This is a genomic window from Candidatus Polarisedimenticolaceae bacterium, assembly GCA_036376135.1.
Lineage (GTDB): Bacteria > Acidobacteriota > Polarisedimenticolia > Polarisedimenticolales > DASRJG01 > DASVAW01.
In genome coordinates this window covers 33,720-54,483 of the sequence record DASVAW010000094.1, presented here as the reverse complement: position 1 = coordinate 54,483, position 20,764 = coordinate 33,720, and the positions used below count along the sequence as shown (strand labels likewise).

Below are 20,764 nucleotides of genomic sequence, written 5' to 3'. Positions count from 1 at the left end.
CGGCCTTCGGAACGTACGTCTTCATGCAAACCCTTCCGCGGACGGGCCATGGACACGGAAATGCCCGGGACGAACGCGACTTTCTAGCACGCCCCCTCGCGGACCGTCAAGGGACCCTCCCGTTCCCGCTGCTATAGTCGCGCCGTGCTGCCGTCCCCCGAAAGGCGCGATCCCCGACGCGTCCGCGCGATGTTCGGGGCGATCGCGAAGACCTACGACCTCCTCAACCGTCTGCTCAGCCTGGGGTTCGACGTGAGGTGGCGACGCCTCGCGGTCCGCGAGGTCGCGATGGGAGAGCCCGGCCGGATCCTCGATCTCTGCGGGGGCACGGGCGACCTCACGGTCGCGGCCGCCCGCGCGGAACCCGCCGCCTGGGTCGTCTGTTGCGACTTCGCCCACCCCATGCTCTCCCGAGCGGCCCCGAAGTTCCGCCGGAAAGGGGTCGCCGACCGCTGCAGTCTGGTGGAGGGGGACGGGCTTCGCCTTCCCTTCGCGGACGATTCGTTCGACGCGGTGACGGTGGGCTTCGGAGTCCGGAATTTCGCCGACCGGAGCCGGGGGTTCCGGGAAATCCTCCGGGTGCTCAAGCCCGGAGGACGCCTCGTGATCCTGGAGTTCAGCACCCCGACCGGACCGGTTTTCGGCCGGCTCTATCGTCTTTACCTGAACGGCGTCCTCCCCCGGATCGGGGACGCGACCGCGGGGCACGAGGGCCCCTACCGGTATCTCGCGCGGACGATCGGGGACTTCCCGGAGCCCCCCGCCCTCGCGGGACTGCTCCGGGAATCGGGGTTCGCGGCCGCCGGGTGGAAACCCCTCACCGGCGGGGTGGTCTGCGTCCACACCGCGATGAAAGGCCTCTAGCCTCCCCCCATCACCGCCAGCAGCACCGCCTTCTGGGCGTGGAGCCGGTTCTCGGCCTCCTCGAAGATGACCGACTGCGGCGAGTCCGCGACCTCGTCGGTGACCTCGTCGCCGCGATGGGCGGGGAGGCAATGCATGAAGATCGCGTCGCTCCCCGCACGCGCCATCAGCGCCGCGTTGACCTGGTAGGGGCGGAACGCCGCGATGCGGGCGGCCGCCTCGGCCTCCTGCCCCATCGAGGCCCACACGTCCGTGTAGACCGCGTCCGCGCCCTCCACGAGCGCGAGGTCGGTGCCGACCTCGATCCGCGCGCCGGTCTCCGCCGCCGCCGCCCGGCATTTTTCGACGAACGCGGCGTTGGGCTCGAAGCGGGGAGGGGTGACGACGGCGACGTGCACGCCCAGCTTCGCGCCCGCCTCCATCAGCGAGTGCGCCACGTTATTGCCGTCTCCGACGTAGGCGAGGCGCTTGCCGGCGAGCTCCCCCTCGACCTCCGACAGCGTCAGGAAGTCCGCGAGCGCCTGGCAGGGGTGAAGCCAGTCCGTCAGTCCGTTGACGAGCGGGATCTCGGCGTGGCGCGCGAGGTCCTCGACGAGCTTGTGACTGAAGGTCCGGCACATCGCCGCGTCCACCCACCGCTCGAGGTTGCGCGCGACGTCCTCGACGCTCTCGCGAACGCCGATCTTCCCTTCCTGCGCGGTGTAGTAGATCGCGTGGCCCCCGAGCTGGGTCATGCCCGCCTCGAACGTCACGCGCGTGCGGAGGGAGGGCTTCTCGAAATACATGAACAGCGTCCGGCCGGAAAGCGCCTGCGCGTAATGCTTGGGGTTGGCCTTGACTTCCCCGGCCAGCTCGATCAGCCACGCCACCTCGTCGGGGGTGAAGTCGAGCAGCGAGATCACGTCGCGTCCTGCCAGTTCCTGTCGGCTCACGGCGTCTCCTTGGAGGGCTCTTCCTCGCGCTCGCTCTCGAGCCCGAGCTCGCGGATGCGGACGAGGAGGCGTTTGTAGTTCACGTCGAGCATCTGGGCGGCGCGCGTCTTGTTGCCGCCCGTCTCCGCGAGGGCGCGCTCGACCATGAGCCGCTCGGCGAGGTCCCGCGCACGCGTGGACACGGCGTCGAGACCGCCGTCCAGCCCGACGACGCGCGCGAAGGCGGCGAGGTCGGTCGGGGTGGCGGCGACTCCCTCGAGGCCGAGATGGCCCGGCTCGAGTCGATCCCCCTCGGCGAGGATCGCCACCCGCTCGACCAGGTTCTCGAGCTCGCGGACGTTGCCCGGCCAGCGATGGGCGCGCAGCGCCTCGAGCGCCTCGGGCGAGAACTCGAGTCGGTCACGACCGATCTCCCGCCGGTACTTCTCGAGGAAGTGACGCGCGAGGAGCGCGACGTCCGAGCGACGGTCGCGCAGCGGGGGGATCGTCACGGTGACCACGGCGAGACGGAAGTAGAGGTCGTCGCGGAAGCGCCGCGCGCCGACCTCCGCCTTGAGGTCGCGGTTGGTCGCGGCGACGATCCGCACGTTCACCGCGATCGTCCGGTTCCCGCCGACGCGCTCGAACTTCCGCTCCTGCAGCACGCGGAGGAGCTTCGCCTGCACCCCCGCGCCGAGCTCGCCGATCTCGTCGAGGAAGAGGGTGCCGCGATCCGCGAGCTCGAAGCGCCCCGCGCGCGCCGACGACGCGCCGGTGAAGGCCCCCTTCTCGTGGCCGAACAGCTCGCTCTCGAGGAGGGTCTCGGGGATCGCCGCGCAGTTGATCGCGACGAACGGAGCGTCCTTGCGCGGGCTGAGGTGGTGGATCGCGCGGGCGAACAGCTCCTTGCCGGTTCCGGACTCCCCTTCGAGCAGCACCGTCGCGTCCGCGGGCGCCGCCTTCCGGATCCGCCGGATCACCTCCACCAGGGCCGAGGACTCGCCGATGATGCTCGGGAACCCGAGGCGCTCCGCGAACTCCTTCTTGAGGAGGAGGTTCTCGTCCAGCAGGTGGCGGCGCTCCACCGCGCGCCGCAGCAGGAGCACCAGGTGATCGGGGTCGACGGGCTTCGAGAGGAAGTCGAACGCCCCCTGCTTCATCGCGCCGACGGCGTCCTCCACGGTGCCGTACGCGGTCATCACGACGACGGGGAGGTCGGGATCGGCCTCGCGGGCCGCCGCGAGCACCGCGTGACCGTCCGCGCCGGGGAGCTTCAGGTCGGTGACGACCGCGAGGTAGCGCGAGGCGCCGAGCGCGGCGACGGCGCGTTTGCCGTCGGCGGCCTCCTCCACCTCGTACCCCTCCGCCTCGAGGGTCTGGCGGAGCACCGCCCGGAGGGAATCGCGGTCCTCGACGAGCAGGATGGGGGGCATCGGCGCGAAGGGTACCGGCCGCGCGACGATCTTGGCAAGACGCGGCAGGTCAGTTGCCCCCGAGCGCCTTCAGGGACTGCTGCGCGGCCTCGAGCTCGGTCCTCGCCTCCTCGAGCTGCTTGTTCACGCGCTCGCGCCGCTTGACCCCGTCGAGCCCCTGCCAGGCCTCGGCTTCCTCGGGGGGAAGCTGCGGCCGCGGGAGGAACGGGTTCGCGATCGCGAGCAGGCGTTTCTCGAGCTCGGCGATCGTCGCCTCGGCCTCCTTCACCCGCTGCTCCCGGCGCTCGCGCTCGAGCCGGTTCGACATCGCGACGGCCGCGGCGTCGGGCTTCTCGTTCGCCGCGGCGGAAGGGGTCGGGGGCGGCGCGGGAGGCGGCGCCGGGGGCGGCGTGCCTCCCAGGTCGATCAGGGTCGCGGTGGGGGGCGGCCCCGGCGCCGGTTCCGCCGGCGGCGCCGGAGGTTCCGCCGGCTTCGCCGGCTCGGCGGCCCGCCGCGGCATCTCGACGATCGGAGGGGGCTCTTTCGGCTGGGAGGGCGCGGGCGCCCCGCACGCGACGAGCGCGAGCGGGGCGACGAGTGCGAGAAGAGGTCTCATGCGCCTACTGTAGCGCCGGAATCAGTTCGTGGACGGATCGGTCTCGTACCGGGTGATGACCACGCGCGGCAGATCCCAGTCCGACGGCGGCCACTCGTCGATCAGCTTGGGGTCCCAGTAGAGATCGGCCGTACCGGCGGACTTCGACTGCCCTTTCTTCGTGATCATCGAGCCGAGAATCACCGGGTTGCCCTGCGCGTCGAACTCCCCGGTGTTGTAGACGATCCCCCAGATGTCCGCGGTGCCCGGGACCGACGCGCCCTTCCGGTTGTAGACCCGGCCGGCGCCCGACCCGTACGTGTCCGCCGGATCCGCCTCGAGGTCGTCGCCCCGTGCGGCCAGGGAGTTGTAGTTGAGATTCACGTACGGCTCGCCGGTGTCCCACTTGCCGTTCGTGTTCGTGTCGAAGTACGGCTCCCCGGGAAAGGTGTACGTGGCGGCGACGGCCTGCGCGCCGTTGATCGTGAAGGTCTCGGAGTTCAGGTACATGAACCCGCGGAACCCCTGCCAGCCGCCCTGGACCTGCACCTCGGGGGTGAGGTTGCTGTAGTCGTCCGCCGGCCGGGCGGAGTTCTTGGTGTCGAAGAAGTAGAGGCCGGTCTTCCCGCCGGTGATCGTGGCGAAGGCCGTCGGCGGGCCGGAGCTGTTGAGGCGGAACTGGTCGCCCGACACCCACGTGTAGTAGTAGACGTCGCTCCCCCCGGACTGCGCGATCGTCTTCCAGGTTTCGTAGTCGAAGTCCGGGCACCCGACGTTGGGGACGTTCCGGATGATGTTGGAGTAATCGATGTAGTCCGCCCCGGCCGCCGGAGGGGCGTCGGGCGGCTCGTACTGGTCGTCGGCCGACGGCCAGTCGTCCACGTTGCCTCCGGCGAGGAAGCGGAACCAGGGATCCGGGATCGTGGTCCCGGCCGTCTCCAGCGCCGTCGCCATCGCCGTGAAGGTCGCCGAATCGCCGTTGTAGAACGCCTCGGCCTTCCCGTTCGGGGGCTTCAGGCGCGACAGGCTCCGGTCGAACTTCGAGTTGATGTTGCTCGGGATGTCGGAGACTCCCGGCCCCTTGGCCGTCGCCGCGCCCCAGTGGACCCGGAAGGATCCGTTCCAGTTCAGCATGTCGCAGGAGTGCAGCGGGCCGAACGGGCCCGGGTACGGGGTCTCGTTGATCACCGCGCGGATGGTGCGCTGCGCGAGCACGCGCTCCACGGCGTTCTCGGTCTTGACGATCTGGGCGGTGACGGCGACGGTCGCCACGCCGTAACGGGTCCAGTTCGGCCCGATCTGCAGGTACGGCGCCGAGTAGACGTCGATGCGCGAGATCCGGGCGGCGATGTTCGCCGCCGCGACCGGGAAGTTCGCGAGCAGGCGCTCGGACAACGTGTCGAGGAAGGCCTTCGACGCGTTGTTGAACGCGCGGTCGATGCGGATGTCCGGCCCGTCGGCCGTCCCCATGAACATGTCGAGCGGGGTCGGCCGGTAGGGACGGTCGAAGACATCGTCGAACCCGTCGAGGTTGACGTCCACCCCCTGCTTGTAGTTCGGCAGGGCGCCTCCCGCGTTGCCGTCGGTCGCCGCCGCCGCCGTCGGCCCCGGACCGTCGGGATCGAGGATCCGGAGGTCCCGCCGCAACACGCCCGGCGGCGGGTTGTGCAGGTTCCAGTTGTACCCGGTCGTGCCCCGCGGGCGGTCGAACCAGCGCTTGACCTGTCGCGTCCCCGCCTCGGCGAAGTAGAGGGCCTGCGCCGAGAGCTTCTCGTTCTCGGCGATCTTGTTCTCGGTCTCGCCCATCAGCAGGAACGCGACGCCGAGCAGGGTCAGGATCACCGTCACCAGGACGGCGATCACGAGAGCCGATCCGCGCTCGCGCTCCCGCGCGCGCGGGGAAGGCAGTCGCATCGTCGGGTTCGTCATCGTCGTCCTCCGGTTACGGGGTGGTCGTGCTGAGCGGATCGGGCACGGAGAAGCTGAATCCGTTCGGGACGCCGCACGTTCCGGTGATCCCCGTGGGCGCGCCGGCCGAATCGAGCAGGGTGAAGTTGAACGTCGTGTCGACGGGCTGATGCTTGCCGCCCGCCTCCCGCGACATCTCGTCGGCGAACCGGTAGGTCACATCGACCGTGTTCGCCGCGTTGCGGGTGTACGGCACCAGCGGTGGCCTGGAGGAGAACGTCGTCGACGCCGGCGTCGCCGCGTTCCCGGGGACCCAGACGCTGCTGCCGCCGAAGAAGACCTCCTCCAGGAGCGCGGGACGCGTCAGCTGGGGTGCCTTCACGTTGGTCCAGGCGATCGTCAGCGAGTCGACCCTCACGGAGGTCAGGCACGCGTTGTTCCACAACTTGTAGTTCAGGTCCCGGCATTCCTGATCGTTCCCGTCCGTGGTCTCGTTCGTGCAGCTGAGGAACCGCGCCGCACCGGCGACTCCGGGGTTGAACGACAGGCAACAGGCCACCGTGGGAGCGGCGTTGAGCTGGATCGAGCTCGACTTCGTGCACCCCCCCGCGTTGGGTACCGTGATCGTCAGCGTGTATTGCCCCGGAGGGGTGGCCAGCCAGTCGTACTCGAAATACGTCGTGTCGCCCACGACCCGCGGGCTGAGGATGCGCGTCTCCGTCGCCCCCGACGCGCCGTGGACGATCGTGAGGCTGGCGTCCGCGTAGGTCTCGACGCCCGCGCTGTACGCCGCGACACGGATCGGCGTCACTCCCGACACCGGGTCGCCGTCGTTGGGCGTGACCCAGGTCAGGCTGCCCAGAAAGGTGCACCGCGCGGTGGCCAGCTCCGACCAGCTCGAGTAGTTCGGGCAATCGTCCTTGGCCCGCACCCGGTAGTACCAGGATCTGAGGACGTCGATCCCGGAGGCACCGGTGTCCACCAGGCTCAGATTGCCGTTGGTCGCGGTGCCGACGGGGGTGTAACCGCTGGGATCGTTCTGGCAGTCGGTGTCGAGGATCAGGCAGCGCCGGCCGATGACTTCGTAGTCGTCGATCCGGATCGGCTGGCCCTTGATGTTTTCGTTGACGACGTCCCACGACACCGTGACGCGGCTCACTCCCGTGATGAACGCCTGCACGTTCTGCGGCGTCGCCGGCTCGACCTCGCTCTCCGCGCGCCCGGCCTCGCCGAGCGCCCCGGGGGCGTCGTCCGACTCGGTCCCGCAGGAGTCCACCGCGCGCACCTTGTAGAAGTAGTCGCGGCAGTTGACGACCGTCGTGTCCGGAGCCGAAGGGGTGGGGCTCGGCTTCGAGACGGTCTCGTCGACGATCCGATTCCCGGCCGCGGGGCTGAAGTTCGCCGAGGTTCCGCGGTAGATGCGATAACCCGCCAGGTCGCGGATGGTCGGCGACTGCGGATCTCCGGCGAGCGCCGCCGTGTTCGTCGTCACGGCGGTCCACGTCACGTTGACGGCGTCCGGCTGGGAGTCCGTCGCGCTCACCGTCGCCGGAGCGGAGGGGACCGTCGTGTTCGTGACCGCGGCGTTGCGCTCGCTCGACCGGATGGACTCGTTGCCCGCGGCGTCGAGCGCGGTGATCGCGACGTAATAGGTCGTCCCCGTGGTCAGCCCCGAAACGTACGCGGCGTTCGTGCTCGAGCTGCGCGAGGAGGTCGGGCTTCCCGCCGTCGTGCCGATGAGCACGCGGTACGAGGTCACGCCCTCCTCCGCGTCGTTCGGGGGCCAGGACACGTAGAGCCCCCCGCAGTGGCCGGCGAGCAGGGTCGGCGCTCCCGGCTGCGACGGGGGGCTGGAATCGCCGATCAGGTCGCGGATCCCCTTCATCCCGAGGTTGCGCGGGGTCACGTCGCCGACGAGCTCGAACTTCCGGTACCTCCGCGTGCTCGGCTCCGCGTCGGCGGGGTCGACGTAGTTCATGTCGGGATCGCGGGTCAATCCGATGAGCGACACGTTCACGCGGCGGATTCCCAGCCGGGTCGCCTTGGACGCGGCGGTCTCGGCGCCGCCGATGTCGTCGGTCGCCGAGCCGAGGTCGAGCGTGTTGATCTGGGTCTGGGTCTGCCCGAAGTAGCGGTAGGTCATCGAGCGGATGTTCTCGACGAGCGGCGTTCGGGTGATGAACCCGCCGCTCCCCCAGGTGCTCTCGTCCGCGTTGAGCGTGATCCGGTAGAGGGTGTACGGCGCTTCCGCCGCGGTCTGGACGAGCGCGACGTTGGGGACGCTGACCGTCTCGACCTCGCCGTCGCGCGGCTCCTCCTGGACGTCCGCGCTGAAGGTGAGCGTCTGGCCGCCGGTCCCGGAGGAGATCCACTCGGGTTTGCTCAGCGCGTAGATCACGATCTCGTCGTTGCCGACCGAGACCGACGCCGCCGCGGGGCCGACGAGCGCGGGCTCCTCCTGGCCGTCGAAGTCGCCGCGGATGACGATCGCGCCGTCGTACGCCGCTTCGATCTGCTCGTCGACCGAAGCGACGTTGCCGTCCGGGTTGTAGTTGTACCCCGCCATCCGCAGGTCGGCGTTGAGCCGGTCGAACGCGATGCGGACCGCCTGCTGTTGCTCCACGGCGTTCTCGCCCTGCTTGAACGAGCGCCGGGACTGGTCGTAGATCATCAGCGCGATCACGATCGCGATCGCGAGCACGGCGGTCGCGACGAGGATCTCGACCAGCGTGAGACCGCTGTCGGGTCGGCGGCGGGCGAGTTTCGCGGGATCCATGGCGGTCCTCCTCACATGCGCACCGTGGCGACGGTCACCGTCCGGGGACGGGTGATCTCGTTCCAGTGCACGGTGACCGTGACGCGGTAGTTCTTCGCGACGGCGCTGTTCATGACGGGAGCGGTGCCGGTGCCCACGACCGACGAGAGCGCGATCGTGGCGTAGGCGCTCGCCCCGAGCTTCGACTGCAGGGTCGCGTGCCACTTCTGGGCGAAGGTGCTCGTGTTCGCACGCGTGTCGACCGAATAACTCGCCGCCGCCCCGTCGAGCCCGAAATTCTCGTAGGTCTGCCGGTAGGCCCAGCCGTTCATCTCCTCGAGGATCTGCCGGCCGACGGCGAGGGCCTCGCTCGAGGTCCGTCCGCTCTTCACCTGCTTTCCGCCGATGGAGAACATCCCCGCGATCGCGAGCATGACGCCGGCCAGGAGACCGAGCGCCAGGATGAGCTCGACGAGGCTGAATCCGCGTTCGTTCCTCGAGTGCATCGCCCCCTCCTCAGTTCGTCCGGGTCTTGGTCGTCTTCGGGATCCCCGCCGTCGACGTCACGATGGTGTAGGTCTCCTTCGCCGTCGCCGATCCCGACATCGCGATCTCGACCACGGTCGTCGCCTGGGCGGCGATCGAGCCGTTCGGGCGGAAGGTGATCGTCGTGGGGGTGGACGATCCGAGGATGCGGACCCCCACCGGGAGCACGAACCGGCGGACCTTTCCGTCGTTGCCGGTGTACCGGTAGGCGTTGACCGGATCGACTTCGAGGACGAACGGGATGTCCTGCTGCTTGGTGACCGCGAGCATGCGTGCGGCCCGGAGGTCGACCCCCATCGCGTCCGCCGCGCCGCGGGCCTTGGCCTGACGGACCTGGTTGTTCACGAGCGGCACCGCCACGGCGACCAGCAGGCCGATGATGGCGATGACGATGAGCAGCTCGGCCGCCGAGAAGCCCCTCGATGTACTCCGCACCCTCGGGTTCATCACGTCCCTCCGATCGACGAGACGGAACAGCATCCGGCGTGCCACGGCGATCCGGGGTCCGCGCCGAACACAAGACGATAAGATTCAATGGTTTGCGAGGATGGCTCCGCTGCCGGCGCAGCGGCTGTCCTCCCTCGGCCGGGAGTGCCTGTTACATTTCGTTACACTGCGCCGTCGCCGTCGTGCAGGGGAAGCCGGATCCGGAAGGAGGCCCCGCCCCTCGGCCCGTCCCCCACCTCCACGCTTCCGCCGAGGTCGACCAGCGTCCGCTGCACCAGGGCGAGCCCGAGCCCCGTCCCCTTCGCCCGCGTGGTGAAGAACGGCACGAAGACTTCGCGGCGGCGTTCGGGGGGGATGCCCGGGCCGTCGTCCTCCACGTCGATCTGGACGTGCCGTCCGGATCCGCTCCTGCGGCCGACGATCCTCACCGAGACGGCGCGCCCCGCCTCGCGCCCGGCGTCCGCGGCGTTCTGCAGGAGGTTCCCGAAGACCCGGCGGAGCAGGGCCTCGTCCCCGACGACCGTGCCGAACTCCCCCTCCGCGTCGACGCCGAGCCCCTCCGGGGCGCTCGCCACGCAACGCCGGACGAGGTCGTCGAGATCCACCGGCACGCGGGCCGGCTCCTGCGGGCGCGCGTAGAGGAGGAACTCGTCGAGCGAGGCGCGCACGGCGTCGACCTCCTTGATGATCTCCTGCGCGGGCCCGCGAACCCTGGGGTCGTCGCGCTTTTCGAGCATCCGCGCCCAGCCGAGGATCGTGCCGAGGGCGTTGCGGAACTCGTGCGCGATTCCCGCCGCCAGCTGGCCGACCGCCGCGAGGTTGTCGCGCGTTCGTGCCTGTTCCTGGAGGCGCCGGATCTCGGTGAGGTCGGTCATCAGGACGAGCGCGCCGGCGACCTCCCCCGACGGGCCCGCCGTCGCCGGAGAAACCGAGACCCCCAGGTGCGCACCGCGGCCGTCGGGGCGTCGCACCTCGAGCACCTCGCGCGTGGCCGACCGGCCGCGCTCGAGACACGCCACGACGAGCTCGCGCAACCCCTCGACCTCCCGCGCGGCGGCGTCGAGCGGCTGACCGGCCACGTCGACGCCGCGCACGCCGAGCAGCGCCTCGGCCGAGGCGTTGAGCGCCGCGAGCTTTCCGCGGCGGTCCACCACGACGACCCCCGTCGTCATCCCGCGCGCCGGCCCCGTCGCGAATCGCACGAGGTCGCCGAGCCCGCCCCCTTCGCGACCCGCCTGGCCGAGCGCGGCCTCCTGCTCGCGGAGCTTCTCGGCCACGCGACGGAACGCCTGCGCGAGAGCGTCGGGGTCGCCGTCCGCGTCGAGCGCGACCGGGGCGAGTCCCGCGTCCCCCGCCGCCGCGACGAGGCTGCGGTAGGGACGGCTGACCCAGCGCGCGAAGACCAGCGCCAGCCCTCCGATCACGACGATGCCGATCGCCTGGACCACCCGGAGCGTCCGGGCGCGTGATTCGACCGTCGCGAGCGCGGGCGCCGCCTGCTCCACCGCCACCCCGCGCAGCCACACGCCCGACGGATCGAGCACCGGGACGAGCGCCACCATCCCGTCCCTCCCCTCCCCGGAGTCCCGGAACGACGCGGCGCGGCCTGCGGCGAGCGCCGCACGCGTGTCCGCGTCGAGCTCGGGCCAGAACCGGGAGCGCTCGGGCCAAGCGGCGAGGATGTTCCCGCCGGGCTCGAACAGAGCGAGGCGGCGCAGGTCGAAGTCGCGCGCGGTCCGGGCGAGCCCCGCGGCGTCGATGGGCGCCGACCCGAGCGCCCGGGCCACCTCGCGCGCGCGGGACCGCACCCGTTCCGACTCCGCGACCTCCAGCGCCTCCCGGGCCTGACCGAGGAGCATCAGGTTGACGAGGTCGGCGGCGGCCAGGAAAAGGACGAGGAGGACGAGCGTCACGCGGAGCTGGAAACCGAACCGGCCCAGGCGCGGTTCCGCCACCTCACGCCCCGAACCCGACGAAGGCGAGGTAGGCGTCGATCGCGCGCCTCGCGCCGTGCATCGCGACGAGCGCCGACGGGGCGAGGAAACATCCGAACGGAAGCTCGTCGCGGAGCGATCCGCCCCGGAACGGGATCCTCGCGACCCCGACGATCGCGCCGACGATCGACCCGAAGAACAGCGTGAACAACACCCCCGAGGGCCCCGTGAAGGCGCCGACCATCGCCATCATCTTCACGTCGCCCAGGCCCATGGCGTCCACGCCGCGGAGTCGCTTCCACACCGCGCCGATCCCCCAGAGGATGCCCGAGCCCAGCGCCGCGCCGAGAAGCGCCGTCCAGATCCGTCCCCAGCTGCCCTCCCCGGCGAGGAACGGGTTGAACGCGGCGATCGCCATCCCCGCCGCGAAACCGGTCAGGGTGATCGCGTCGGGGAGGAGGTGGTGGTCCCAGTCGGTGAAGAACAGGACGAGCAGCATCCACGCGTACGCGAGGGCGATCGCGAACGCGAGCGTGGGACCGTACGCGGCGAAGGCCGAGAGCGCGGCGATCCCGGAGAGCAGCTCGACGATCGGGTACCGCCAGGCGATCGGAGCCCGGCAGGCGGCGCACCGTCCCCGCAGCGCGAGCCACGAGAGGACGGGGACGTTCTGGTACCAGCGGATCGCGGCCCCGCACTTCGGGCAGTGCGACCCGGGAAAGGCGATGTTCTCCCCCAGCGGGAGCCGATGGATGCAGACGTTGAGAAAGCTCCCCACGATCAGCCCGACGAGAAAGACGAGCGCGCTCAACGGTCCCCCAGGATGCGTCCGGCGGAGCTGGACACGACGCCTCTCGCCGGGTCGTACGCGTAAGGGAGGCCGTCGGGATCGAGCGGAAGCCGGGAAACGACGCCGCGCGCGACGAGCTCCTCGAGGGTGCGCGGCGGCCGTCCCGCCCGCTCGCGGAACCGGGCCACCGCCTGCTCGAGGGACTGGACGTCCCGCTTCACGGTGAGGTCGCGCACCTGGCGGTCGGCGATCCCGCGCGTGGTGGGATCGGAGGCCGGGTCGTCGAGAAGCGCGCGCCAGGTGTGGAGCGCCTCCTCGAGATCGCCGGACTTGGCCACCATCCCCGCCTGGAGACGACGCAGCTGCGCGGGCGCGCCGGGAATCGCCGCCGCACGCCCGAAGTACTCGGCGGCGCGCGCCGGCTGCCCGGCGGTCGAGCACTCCCAGCCGGCGAGGTAGAGCAGCACCCACTGCCGGGGGTTGTTGCGGAAGCCGGTCTCGAGGATCCGCAGCCCCCCCTCGAGGTCCCGCGCCTCGACGGTGAGGATCAGCGCGCCGATCCAGTACGGATCGACGTAGCGCGGATCGAGCTCGGGGATCACGCGACCGAAGAGGTGCTCGACGTAGCGGAACCGGTCCCGACGCTCGTAGTCGGAGTAGAACTGGATCGCCCAGAGGTAGACGAAATCGGCGACGAGCGGCGCGTGCCCCAGGCTCGCGGCCTTCAGGTAGCGCCCGTTCGGCAGGTACAGGAGCGGCCGACCCGACGGCGGCGCGGCGGCCAACGCGTCCAGCCTCGCCCGCGCGACGTGGGCGCCCGCCCCCAGCGCGACGACGAGTCCCGCCGCGATCAGCCCCCGCCTCACGCGAACTCCCGTCGCTCGAAGACGACGCAGGCGAGGACGACGACCGCCAGCGCGTAGGCCAGCCCGTAGACGACCCCCGCCGCGACGTAGCCCTGGGGGAGCGCGATGCCGTGCACCGCCTGGGCCTTCACGTCGAGTCGGTCCAGGTTCGGGAGCAGCGCGTGCAGGGCGTCGCAGGCGGCGCGCGCGGCGGCTCCGCTCGCGCGGGCCTTGAGCAGCTCGAAGCTCCAGGAGAGATGCCCGACGACGTACACCGCTCCCGTCCCCACCGCCGCCAGGATCGGGTTCGTGTAGGAGGAGAAGAGGATCGCGAAGGCCGCGACGAGCGCGAGCTGGACGAACGTGAGGAGCACGGCGGGCCACAACTCCAGGGCCGTGCCGCCGATCCACACGATCGCGAGGGCGAGCACGGCCGCCATCGCGACGACGTTCATCGCGAGCACCATCAGCAGCCCGAGGAACTTCCCGGCGACGAACTGCCACCTGCGGACGGGGTTGGCGAGCAGGGTGTAGACCGTCTTCCGTTCGATCTCCTTGAAGACGAGGGAGACGCCGACGAACATCGCGGTCAACACGCCGAAGACCGAGATCGCGGACAGGCCGAAGTCCTTCACGATCTTCGCCTCGTCGCCCACGGTGAGCAGCGAGACGAACCGCGACACGCCGATCACGATCGCGGCGAACGCGAGGAGGAGATAGAGGATCCGATCGCGTACCGCCTCGCGGAACGAGTTGGCGGCGATCGTGAGCACGGTGCCGATCACGACCCCGCCTCCTCGGCGCGCGCCCGGCCGATCTCCTCCAGGAAGAGGTCCTCGAGGGTCCGCCGCCGCGGGAAGACCGAAACGACCTTCGCGCCCGCCGCTTCCACCGCCGCGAGGACCCGGGGGAGATCCCTCGCGTCGTCGACGCGCACCAGAGACTCCCTCCCCGAGGCGGCGACCCGCTCGGCTCCGGCCAGGTCGGGAACGTCGCCGTCGATCTCGACCTCGTACCACCGGGCGTCGGGAGGGACGAGCTCGTCCAGGCGCCCCACCGCGCGCGCGCGTCCCCGGAAGACGATCGCCACCCGGTCGCACAGCAGCTCGGCGTCGGAGAGGATGTGGCTCGAGAAGAGCACGGTCCTCCCGGCGGCGCGCAGGGAGAGGATCAGATCGCGCACCTCGCGACGGCCGATCGGGTCGAGGCCGGACATCGGCTCGTCGAGGATGACGAGGTCGGGGTCGTGCTGGATCGCCTGCGCCAGGCCGACCCTCTGGAGCATCCCCTTCGAGCACTTCCGGAGCGGCGTCGCGCCTCGGTCGCCCAAGCCCACCCGATCGAGCGCGCGGCGCACCCGACCGTCCCGTTCCGCCGACGGGACGCCCTGGAGCCGGGCGTAGAAACGCAGGAACTCCTCGGCGGTGAGGTAGTCGTAGAAATACGGCTGCTCCGGAAGGAACCCGAGCCGGCGGCGGGCGTTCGCCGAGCTCGGCGACCCGCCGAACAGGCGCACCTCCCCGGCGTCGGGACGCAGCAATCCGATCAGCATCTTGAGGGTCGTGGTCTTCCCCGCGCCGTTGGGGCCGAGCAGTCCGAAGATCTCCCCCGGCCGGACCTCGAAGCTCAGACCGGCGACCGCGACGGTGGCGCCGATCCCGAGGTGGCCGCGAAAGCTCTTGTGGACTTCGCGGACGGAGATCGGGGCATCCATGGTCCTGGGGCTTCCTCCGGGACGCCGAATCTAAATAGGAAGGAAGGGACGGGCAAGAGATTCCGCCCATTCCTTTTCAGAATAAGACGCAGGAGCTCAGGTGGTTTTCGGCTTTTCGAGCAGGCTGAGGTAGAGGTCGTCCAACCCGGCCACCATCCGACGGATGTCGAACTCCTCCCCGAGACGCGCGCGCGCTGCGGCGACGCACCGCCTCCGCAACTCGGGATCGGCGGCAAGCCCCAGGATCGCGGCCGCGGCGGTCCGGGGCTCGCCCGGGGGAACGAGCCGCCCGGTCGCGCCGTCGCGCACGACCTCCGGCGTGCCGCCGACCGCCGTCGCCACGACGGGGACCCCCGCCGCCATCGCCTGGAGGACCGCTCGCGGCAACCCCTCGAACCTCGACGTCAACACGAACACGTCCATCGCCGCGAGCAACTCGGCGACGTCCTGGCGCCAGCCGAGCAGCCGGAACCGATCCTCGAGCCCGCGCGAGGCGACCTCCCGCTCGACCTCGCCACGGAGCTCCCCGTCCCCCGCGATGAAGAATCGCAGCCTCGGGTCCGACCGCGCGGCGACATCCGCCGCGGCGACGAAGTCGAGCGGCGCCTTCTGCGCCTTCAGGCACGCGAGGGAGCCGACCACCACCTCGTCCGGACCGTAACCGAGCGCGCGGCGCGTGGCGTCGCGCACCCCCGCCGGGGCGACGTACCGATCGCGGTCGATCCCGCTGCGGAAAAGGCGGTAACGCGCCGGATCGCCGATCGCCAGATCCGCGCCGCGGGCGCGGTCGGCCTCGGCGACGAAAACGAGGGCGTGCGTGCGGCGCGCGGCCAGGCGCTCGAGCGCCACGTAAAGGCGACGCAGCGCGGGGGCCTGGGTGTCGTTGAAGCTCCATCCGTGCACCGTGTGCACGACCGCGGGAGTTCCCGCCAGAGCCGCGGCGAGGCGGCCGACGATCCCCGCCTTCGACGAGTGGGTGTGCAGGAGCTCGATCCGCGACGCGCGCAGCATCGCCGCGAGGCGGACGACCGCGATCGCGTCCGCGACCGGGGAGATCGGGTGTCTGAGAAACGGGAGCAGGCGCAAGTCGGTTTCGAGGATCGCCCGCGCCTCGTCGTCGAGGATCCCCCCCCGGCCCGCCCACAGCGACACCGAGAAGCGAGCGCGGTCGTGATGCGCCGTCGAGAACAGGGTGTTCTGCTGCGCGCCGCCCAGCTCCAGGCGCGTGATCAGGTGACAGACGCGGCGACGCTCACGCATGGTCGTCGAGAAAGATGGCGATCGACAGGAGCGAGAACAAGGGAAGCCCGGCATCCACGCGACCGGCGCGGTGGTCGTCGAGCAGCCGTCGCGCGGCTCCCTCCCTCAGGCCGAGGCCGCGCTCGAGCGCGCCGGAGGCGAACCGCTCGGACGCCGGCCCGGCCAGGGGCCCCCTCAGCCACGCCGCGAGCGGAAGGTCGAAGCCGCGCTTGGGCCGCCGAAGCACCGAGGGCGGCACCAGGTCCGCCACGGCGCGACGGAGGACGATCTTCCCCTCCTTCGAGGTCACCTTCGCATCGAGAGGCAGGCGTGACGCGAGATCCACGATGCGCCGATCGAGGAAGGGGACGCGCGCCTCCAGCGAGAACGCCATGCTCGCGCGATCGACCTTCGAGAGCAGGTTGTTGGGGAGCCACGTCGCGAGGTCGGCCCGCAGCGACCCCTCGACCCGATCGACGCCGTCGAAGTACGGGGCGAAGCGTTCGCGCGTCGACCTCCGCCAGCGGTCGACGCGGTCGTCCCCGAACAACGTCCGCGCGAACGCGGGGCCGCAGGTCGACGCCCACGCGAGGTGCGACAACGCGGGATCGGGCTCCGAGAGGGCCTCGACCGCCTGCGCGGCGCGCCGGGGGAGCCAGCGCGCGAGCGCGCGCGCGCCGGGGAGCCGGCCGCCGGCTCCGTACCGGCGCTGCCAGCGATAACGCCGGTATCCGCCGAAGAGCTCGTCGGCCCCTTCCCCGGTCAGCACCACGGTAACCCGCTCCCTCGCGAACTTCGACAGGAGCCAGGTCGGGATCAGCGCGGGATCGACGAGCGGTTCGCCGAGATGGCGGACGAGCTCCGGAAGCCTCGCCGCCGTCTCGCCGGCGTCGAGGCGCAGCGCGTGGTGGCGCGAGCCCACCGCGGCCGCCGCGGCGGCGGCGTGTCCGCTCTCGTCGTGGCGCGGGTCGGGGAAGCCGACCGAGAAGGTCTCGACCGCCCCCGTCTCGCGCGAGAGCAGCGCCGCGACCGCCGTCGAGTCGAGCCCCCCCGAGAGGAAGACGCCGACCGGGACGTCCGCGACCTTCTGCAGGCGCACCGCGTCCTCGAGCAGCTCCCGGAGGCGCCGCGCGGCGCCGGGCTGCGCATCGCCCCCGTGCGCGGGCGACGCGTACCGGCGCCGATCCCACCGGCCGTCGCGGCGCAGCAGCAGGTGCCCCGGCGCGAGCGTGGTGATCCCCGCGTGCACGGTCGCGTCGCCGGGGACGTACTGGAGGAGGAAAAGGTCGAGCAATCGTTCCGCGTCCACGCTCGGGCGGGGCCCGGGAAGCGCGAGCAGGGGCGGGAGCTCCGACGCGAACGCGAGCCCGGCCGGAGTCTCGCGCAGGTACAGCGGCTTGATCCCCATCGGGTCGCGCGCGATCAGGACGTCCCCGGTCCGCCGGTCGAGCAGGCAGAACGCGAACATCCCGTTCAGGCGGTCGAGCATCCCGAGGCCGTGCTCCTCCCAAAGGTGGACCAGGACCTCCGTGTCCGAGCGGGTTCGGAACCGGTGCCCGCGCCCCTCGAGCTCCTCGCGAAGCGCGGTGAATCCGTAGATCTCCCCGTTGAAGACCACCTCGACCGTGCCGTCCTCGTTGGCGATCGGCTGGTCGCCGGTCGCGAGGTCGACGACGCGCAGCCGGCGGATCCCCGCAGCGATCCCCGGTCCTTCGTACAGGCCGTGGGCGTCGGGCCCCCGATGCACGATCCCGTCGAGCATCCGCGCGACGGCCGCGCGATCGACCGGACGCGCGTCGAGCGCGACGATCCCGGCGATGCCGCACACGCGGGGTCAGGCCCCCCGGCGCAGGCGTTCTGCGGCGTCGAGCCCGTCGAGCATCGCGCGCTCCATGTACGAGTAGGTCCAGGCGCCGTACCGCCCGATGGGAATCACCCCGCTCGCCTCGAGCCGCGGCACGGCCTCGGCCATGACGCGCCGGCGCGCGCGGTCGAAGATCACGTAACCCGGGTCGATCCTCACGAAGTCCCTCACCACGACGCGCTCGTCCCCGTCGAGGAACCCTTCCCGGCGCAGCGCCGCGACCGTGGCCGCCTCGAGATGCTCGGGGTCCGCGGCCTCGCCGCGTTTCATCCCGAACTCGACGTAGAGGGACGACGTTCCCTCCGGGCAGACGCCGGGAACGATGTTGTGGGAGAACCCGACGCGGTAGAACGGGACCTCGGGGTCGGGGAAGTAGATCCATTGGGCGTCGCCGCCGAGACCGGGGCGGTCGAACCCGAGGTTCAGGCAGCCCACGACGGTCCAGTCGAGCTCGGGCGCCGGCTCCCCGACCATCCCGAGCAGCGCCGGGAGCGGGGCCGTGGACACGAGACGGTCCCAGGCCAGGGTCTCGCCCCCCTCGAGGCGGACCGTCCGGCGGTCGAGGTCGACCGTCGTCACACGGGCGCCGCAGCGCACGCGGTCGGCGACGCGACGGTGCAACGCCTCGGGGAGCGCACCGATCCCCCCCGATCGGGGGTACCGGAACGTCGCGTTGTATCCCATCCCGCGGTTCACGACGCCCAGCGCCCCCTGGACCACCTCCCGCAGGTTGGGCTTCGGGATCGCCCACGAGACCCAGTCCGCGGTCATCTCCGCGGGCTCGCGCCGGAACAGCTTCGCGTTGTACGGGAACATGAAGGCTTCGCTGATCCCGCGACCGAGCACGGCGAGCGACCAGTCGCGGAACGAGATCTCGGGATCGGCGGGGACGGCGGTGCCGAGGGTCTCGGCGAATCCGACGATGCACTCGGCGACGACCTCCCGCGGGAGGCCGTGGAGGTTCGCCTGGAACGGGAACGGGAGGGTGACGCCGCACGTGCGGATGTACGCGCGCCGCTCGACCGTCTCGAGGCCGCCCGGGAGCAACTCCTCGACCAGCGCGACGATCCTCGGGTCGCGCAGGTGCAGGAGGTGCCCCGTGTAGTCGAACAGGAAACCGTCGACGGCGCGCGTGCGGCAGAGGCCGCCCGGAACGGCGTCCGCCTCCAGCACGACGTGCGGCACGTCCTTCAGGAAGAGCGAGGTGGCGAGCCCCGCGAGGCCGCCGCCGAGGATCACGATCATGCGCGAGCCTCCGTCACAAGGACATGTCGATCCGGCGCAGCCATACGCCGAGGACGAGCGCCGAGGCCACGAGGCCGCCGAGGATGCCCAGGGCCCCGGTGGCGGAGGCGCCGATCATCGCCACCGACGCGCCTCCCAGCACCGCGGTCGCCGCGTACGAGGCGAGGACGGTCTGACGGGTCGTCAGGCGCCACTTCCGCAGGCGCAGCGCGACGTGGTCGGGGCTCCCGAGCATCACGGGCATGCCGCGGCGCCAGCGGACGTACATCACGAACAGCATGTCGAACAGAGGCACGCCGAGGATCAGGGCCGGCGCCAGCGCCGCGACGGGATTCGTCTCGGTGTACGCGAGGTCCATCGCGAAGGCACCGAGCATCAGGCCGAGGAACAGGCTCCCGGTGTCGCCCATGTAGATGCGCGCCGGCTGGAAGTTCCATCGCAGGAACCCCGCGCAGGCCCCGGCGAGCGCCGCGAGCATCGTCGCCGCCCCGACGCGTCCGTTGAGGTGCGCCACGACGACGAGCGCCACCGCCGCGACCGAGGCCGTCCCCGCGGACAGCCCGTCCATGATGTCGATCAGGTTGAAGGCGTTGGTGGTCGCAAGGAGCCAGAGGACCGACAGGGCGATGGCGATCCAGAAGGGAACGAACCCGAGCTGAATGTAGATCCCCGACTTGATCAGCACGCCCACCGCGACCGCCTGACCCGCGAGCTTGGTCCAGGGGGTCAGCGACCCCAGGTCGTCGATCAGTCCGACGAGCACCACGATGGCGCCGGCGAGCAGGAGTCCCAACACGTCCCGCTCGAAGTCCAGCACGAAGGCGCACGCGACGAGAAAGCTGAGGTAGATCGCGAGCCCCCCGAGGTACGCGACGGGCTCCCGGTGCTGCTTGAGCAACCCGTCCGGCTTGTCCACGATCCCGAAGCGGATCGCGGCGGCGCGCACGCGCGGCGTGAACCCCCAGGCGACGGCGGCCGCGAGGGCAAAGGCCGCCGGATAGAGAGCCAGCGGGCTCAATCGCGCCTCGCTTCGAAGACGAAGTTGTGCCCGCTCCCCCAGACCCCCACCGTCGCGAGGGCGAGCCGGGCCGCCGCCTGGAGCTTGCCCCGGACGTTCAGCCGCTCCCAGGCGAAGAACCACCGTCGGGAGACGTCGACCGACGCGAACCGCGAGGCGAGCGTCGCGCCCAGTCCGTCCCGATCGAAGCGGCGCGCGTGTCCCCACCGGTGGAAGCGCTTGCCGCAGTCCGGGCACACCGCCGCCTGCGCCGCGAGGTCCTCGTCGGCCGGGACGGTGCCGAGGATGCGGCCGCCGGGCCGGAGCACGCGGCGGATCTCGGCGAGGCTGCCTTCGAGGGTGGCGTCGTCCAGGTGCTCGAGGACCTCGGAGACGACGACCGTGTCGAAGGCGGCGTCCGGCCAGGGGATCGCGGTCGCGTACCCCGCGCGCGCCCGTTCGCCGAGATCGAGCGCCTCGCGCACGCGCGCGATCGCCTTCGCGTCGGGATCGAGGACGTGCACGCGCGCCCCGCGCGCCTCGGCGAATCGTTCGAAAGCCCCGTCCCCGACCCCGATGTCCAGCACCTGCTCGCCGCGGGCCAGGCGCGACGCGAGCCACGCCAGCCTCGGGCGGGCGCCGGCGAACGAGTCCGCGCCCTCGTTCTGGAAGTGCTCCCAGATGCGCGTCTGGTCCAT

At 71.4% G+C, this 20,764-nt stretch carries 18 protein-coding genes; 1 reads left to right on the top strand and 17 read right to left on the bottom strand.

Annotation, left to right across the window (positions count from 1 at the left end):
* The first annotated feature begins 144 nt into the window (after window positions 1-144).
* Window positions 145-864 (top strand): bifunctional demethylmenaquinone methyltransferase/2-methoxy-6-polyprenyl-1,4-benzoquinol methylase UbiE, encoded by a 720-nt coding sequence (ubiE, locus tag VF139_09590; GenBank protein ID HEX6851648.1) that lies wholly within the window; start codon window positions 145-147, stop codon window positions 862-864.
* Here the strand turns inward: ubiE and argF are convergent.
* The 17 genes from argF to VF139_09505 all read right to left on the bottom strand — a co-directional run bounded on the left by argF (window position 861) and on the right by VF139_09505 (window position 20,764).
* Complete coding sequence (gene argF / locus VF139_09585; protein ID HEX6851647.1) at window positions 861-1,796, bottom strand: ornithine carbamoyltransferase; 936 nt, start codon at window positions 1,794-1,796, stop codon at window positions 861-863. The genes ubiE and argF overlap by 4 nt on opposite strands.
* Window positions 1,793-3,208 (bottom strand): sigma-54 dependent transcriptional regulator, encoded by a 1,416-nt coding sequence (locus VF139_09580; GenBank protein ID HEX6851646.1) that lies wholly within the window; start codon window positions 3,206-3,208, stop codon window positions 1,793-1,795. The genes argF and VF139_09580 overlap by 4 nt, the downstream gene beginning before the upstream one ends.
* Before the next feature lie 49 nt (window positions 3,209-3,257).
* Window positions 3,258-3,803, bottom strand: a complete 546-nt coding sequence (locus VF139_09575) for a hypothetical protein (GenBank protein HEX6851645.1) — start codon at window positions 3,801-3,803, stop codon at window positions 3,258-3,260.
* A gap of 21 nt (window positions 3,804-3,824) precedes the next feature.
* Window positions 3,825-5,711 carry a pilus assembly PilX N-terminal domain-containing protein gene (locus VF139_09570; GenBank protein ID HEX6851644.1) on the bottom strand — a complete coding sequence of 629 codons (1,887 nt, stop codon included), beginning with the start codon at window positions 5,709-5,711 and terminating at the stop codon, window positions 3,825-3,827.
* Window positions 5,712-5,724: 13 nt separating this feature from the next.
* Window positions 5,725-8,466 carry a prepilin-type N-terminal cleavage/methylation domain-containing protein gene (locus tag VF139_09565; GenBank protein HEX6851643.1) on the bottom strand — a complete coding sequence of 914 codons (2,742 nt, stop codon included), beginning with the start codon at window positions 8,464-8,466 and terminating at the stop codon, window positions 5,725-5,727.
* Between the two features lie 11 nt (window positions 8,467-8,477).
* Window positions 8,478-8,951, bottom strand: coding sequence for a prepilin-type N-terminal cleavage/methylation domain-containing protein (locus VF139_09560; protein HEX6851642.1), 474 nt, complete (start codon window positions 8,949-8,951; stop codon window positions 8,478-8,480).
* Window positions 8,952-8,961: 10 nt separating this feature from the next.
* Window positions 8,962-9,438, bottom strand: a complete 477-nt coding sequence (locus VF139_09555; protein ID HEX6851641.1) for a GspH/FimT family pseudopilin — start codon at window positions 9,436-9,438, stop codon at window positions 8,962-8,964.
* Between the two features lie 161 nt (window positions 9,439-9,599).
* Window positions 9,600-11,393 (bottom strand): ATP-binding protein, encoded by a 1,794-nt coding sequence (locus tag VF139_09550; protein HEX6851640.1) that lies wholly within the window; start codon window positions 11,391-11,393, stop codon window positions 9,600-9,602.
* A 1-nt stretch (window position 11,394) separates the two neighbouring features.
* On the bottom strand, window positions 11,395-12,183 hold the full coding sequence (locus tag VF139_09545) for a prepilin peptidase (protein HEX6851639.1): 789 nt from the start codon (window positions 12,181-12,183) through the stop codon (window positions 11,395-11,397).
* Window positions 12,180-13,028 (bottom strand): tetratricopeptide repeat protein, encoded by an 849-nt coding sequence (locus tag VF139_09540; GenBank protein ID HEX6851638.1) that lies wholly within the window; start codon window positions 13,026-13,028, stop codon window positions 12,180-12,182. Before VF139_09540 ends, VF139_09545 begins: the two co-directional genes overlap by 4 nt.
* Window positions 13,025-13,792, bottom strand: coding sequence for an ABC transporter permease subunit (locus VF139_09535; GenBank protein HEX6851637.1), 768 nt, complete (start codon window positions 13,790-13,792; stop codon window positions 13,025-13,027). The genes VF139_09540 and VF139_09535 overlap by 4 nt, the downstream gene beginning before the upstream one ends.
* Window positions 13,789-14,721 (bottom strand): ABC transporter ATP-binding protein, encoded by a 933-nt coding sequence (locus VF139_09530; protein ID HEX6851636.1) that lies wholly within the window; start codon window positions 14,719-14,721, stop codon window positions 13,789-13,791. The genes VF139_09535 and VF139_09530 overlap by 4 nt, the downstream gene beginning before the upstream one ends.
* A 96-nt stretch (window positions 14,722-14,817) precedes the next feature.
* Window positions 14,818-15,981, bottom strand: coding sequence for a glycosyltransferase family 4 protein (locus VF139_09525; protein ID HEX6851635.1), 1,164 nt, complete (start codon window positions 15,979-15,981; stop codon window positions 14,818-14,820).
* A complete protein-coding gene (asnB, locus tag VF139_09520; protein ID HEX6851634.1) occupies window positions 15,974-17,788 on the bottom strand; it encodes an asparagine synthase (glutamine-hydrolyzing) in 1,815 nt (604 codons plus the stop codon). Before asnB ends, VF139_09525 begins: the two co-directional genes overlap by 8 nt.
* A gap of 6 nt (window positions 17,789-17,794) precedes the next feature.
* Window positions 17,795-19,069 (bottom strand): FAD-dependent oxidoreductase, encoded by a 1,275-nt coding sequence (locus VF139_09515; protein ID HEX6851633.1) that lies wholly within the window; start codon window positions 19,067-19,069, stop codon window positions 17,795-17,797.
* A gap of 13 nt (window positions 19,070-19,082) precedes the next feature.
* On the bottom strand, window positions 19,083-20,087 hold the full coding sequence (locus VF139_09510; protein ID HEX6851632.1) for an MraY family glycosyltransferase: 1,005 nt from the start codon (window positions 20,085-20,087) through the stop codon (window positions 19,083-19,085).
* Entirely contained in the window at window positions 20,084-20,764 is a 681-nt protein-coding gene (locus VF139_09505) for a class I SAM-dependent methyltransferase (GenBank protein ID HEX6851631.1), read from the bottom strand. The genes VF139_09510 and VF139_09505 overlap by 4 nt, the downstream gene beginning before the upstream one ends.

Bases quoted from the DNA above. Each gene is read 5' to 3' on its own strand.
- VF139_09505 (HEX6851631.1), bottom strand. From the start codon at position 20,764: ATGGACCAGACGCGCATCTGGGAGCACTTCCAGAACGAGGGCGCGGAC.
- VF139_09570 (HEX6851644.1), bottom strand. From the start codon at position 5,711: ATGACGAACCCGACGATGCGACTGCCTTCCCCGCGCGCGCGGGAGCGC.
- VF139_09565 (HEX6851643.1), bottom strand. From the start codon at position 8,466: ATGGATCCCGCGAAACTCGCCCGCCGCCGACCCGACAGCGGTCTCACG.
- VF139_09575 (HEX6851645.1), bottom strand. From the start codon at position 3,803: ATGAGACCTCTTCTCGCACTCGTCGCCCCGCTCGCGCTCGTCGCGTGC.
- VF139_09555 (HEX6851641.1), bottom strand. From the start codon at position 9,438: ATGAACCCGAGGGTGCGGAGTACATCGAGGGGCTTCTCGGCGGCCGAG.
- VF139_09560 (HEX6851642.1), bottom strand. From the start codon at position 8,951: ATGCACTCGAGGAACGAACGCGGATTCAGCCTCGTCGAGCTCATCCTG.
- VF139_09525 (HEX6851635.1), bottom strand. From the start codon at position 15,981: ATGCGTGAGCGTCGCCGCGTCTGTCACCTGATCACGCGCCTGGAGCTG.
- VF139_09515 (HEX6851633.1), bottom strand. From the start codon at position 19,069: ATGATCGTGATCCTCGGCGGCGGCCTCGCGGGGCTCGCCACCTCGCTC.
- VF139_09530 (HEX6851636.1), bottom strand. From the start codon at position 14,721: ATGGATGCCCCGATCTCCGTCCGCGAAGTCCACAAGAGCTTTCGCGGC.
- VF139_09580 (HEX6851646.1), bottom strand. From the start codon at position 3,208: ATGCCCCCCATCCTGCTCGTCGAGGACCGCGATTCCCTCCGGGCGGTG.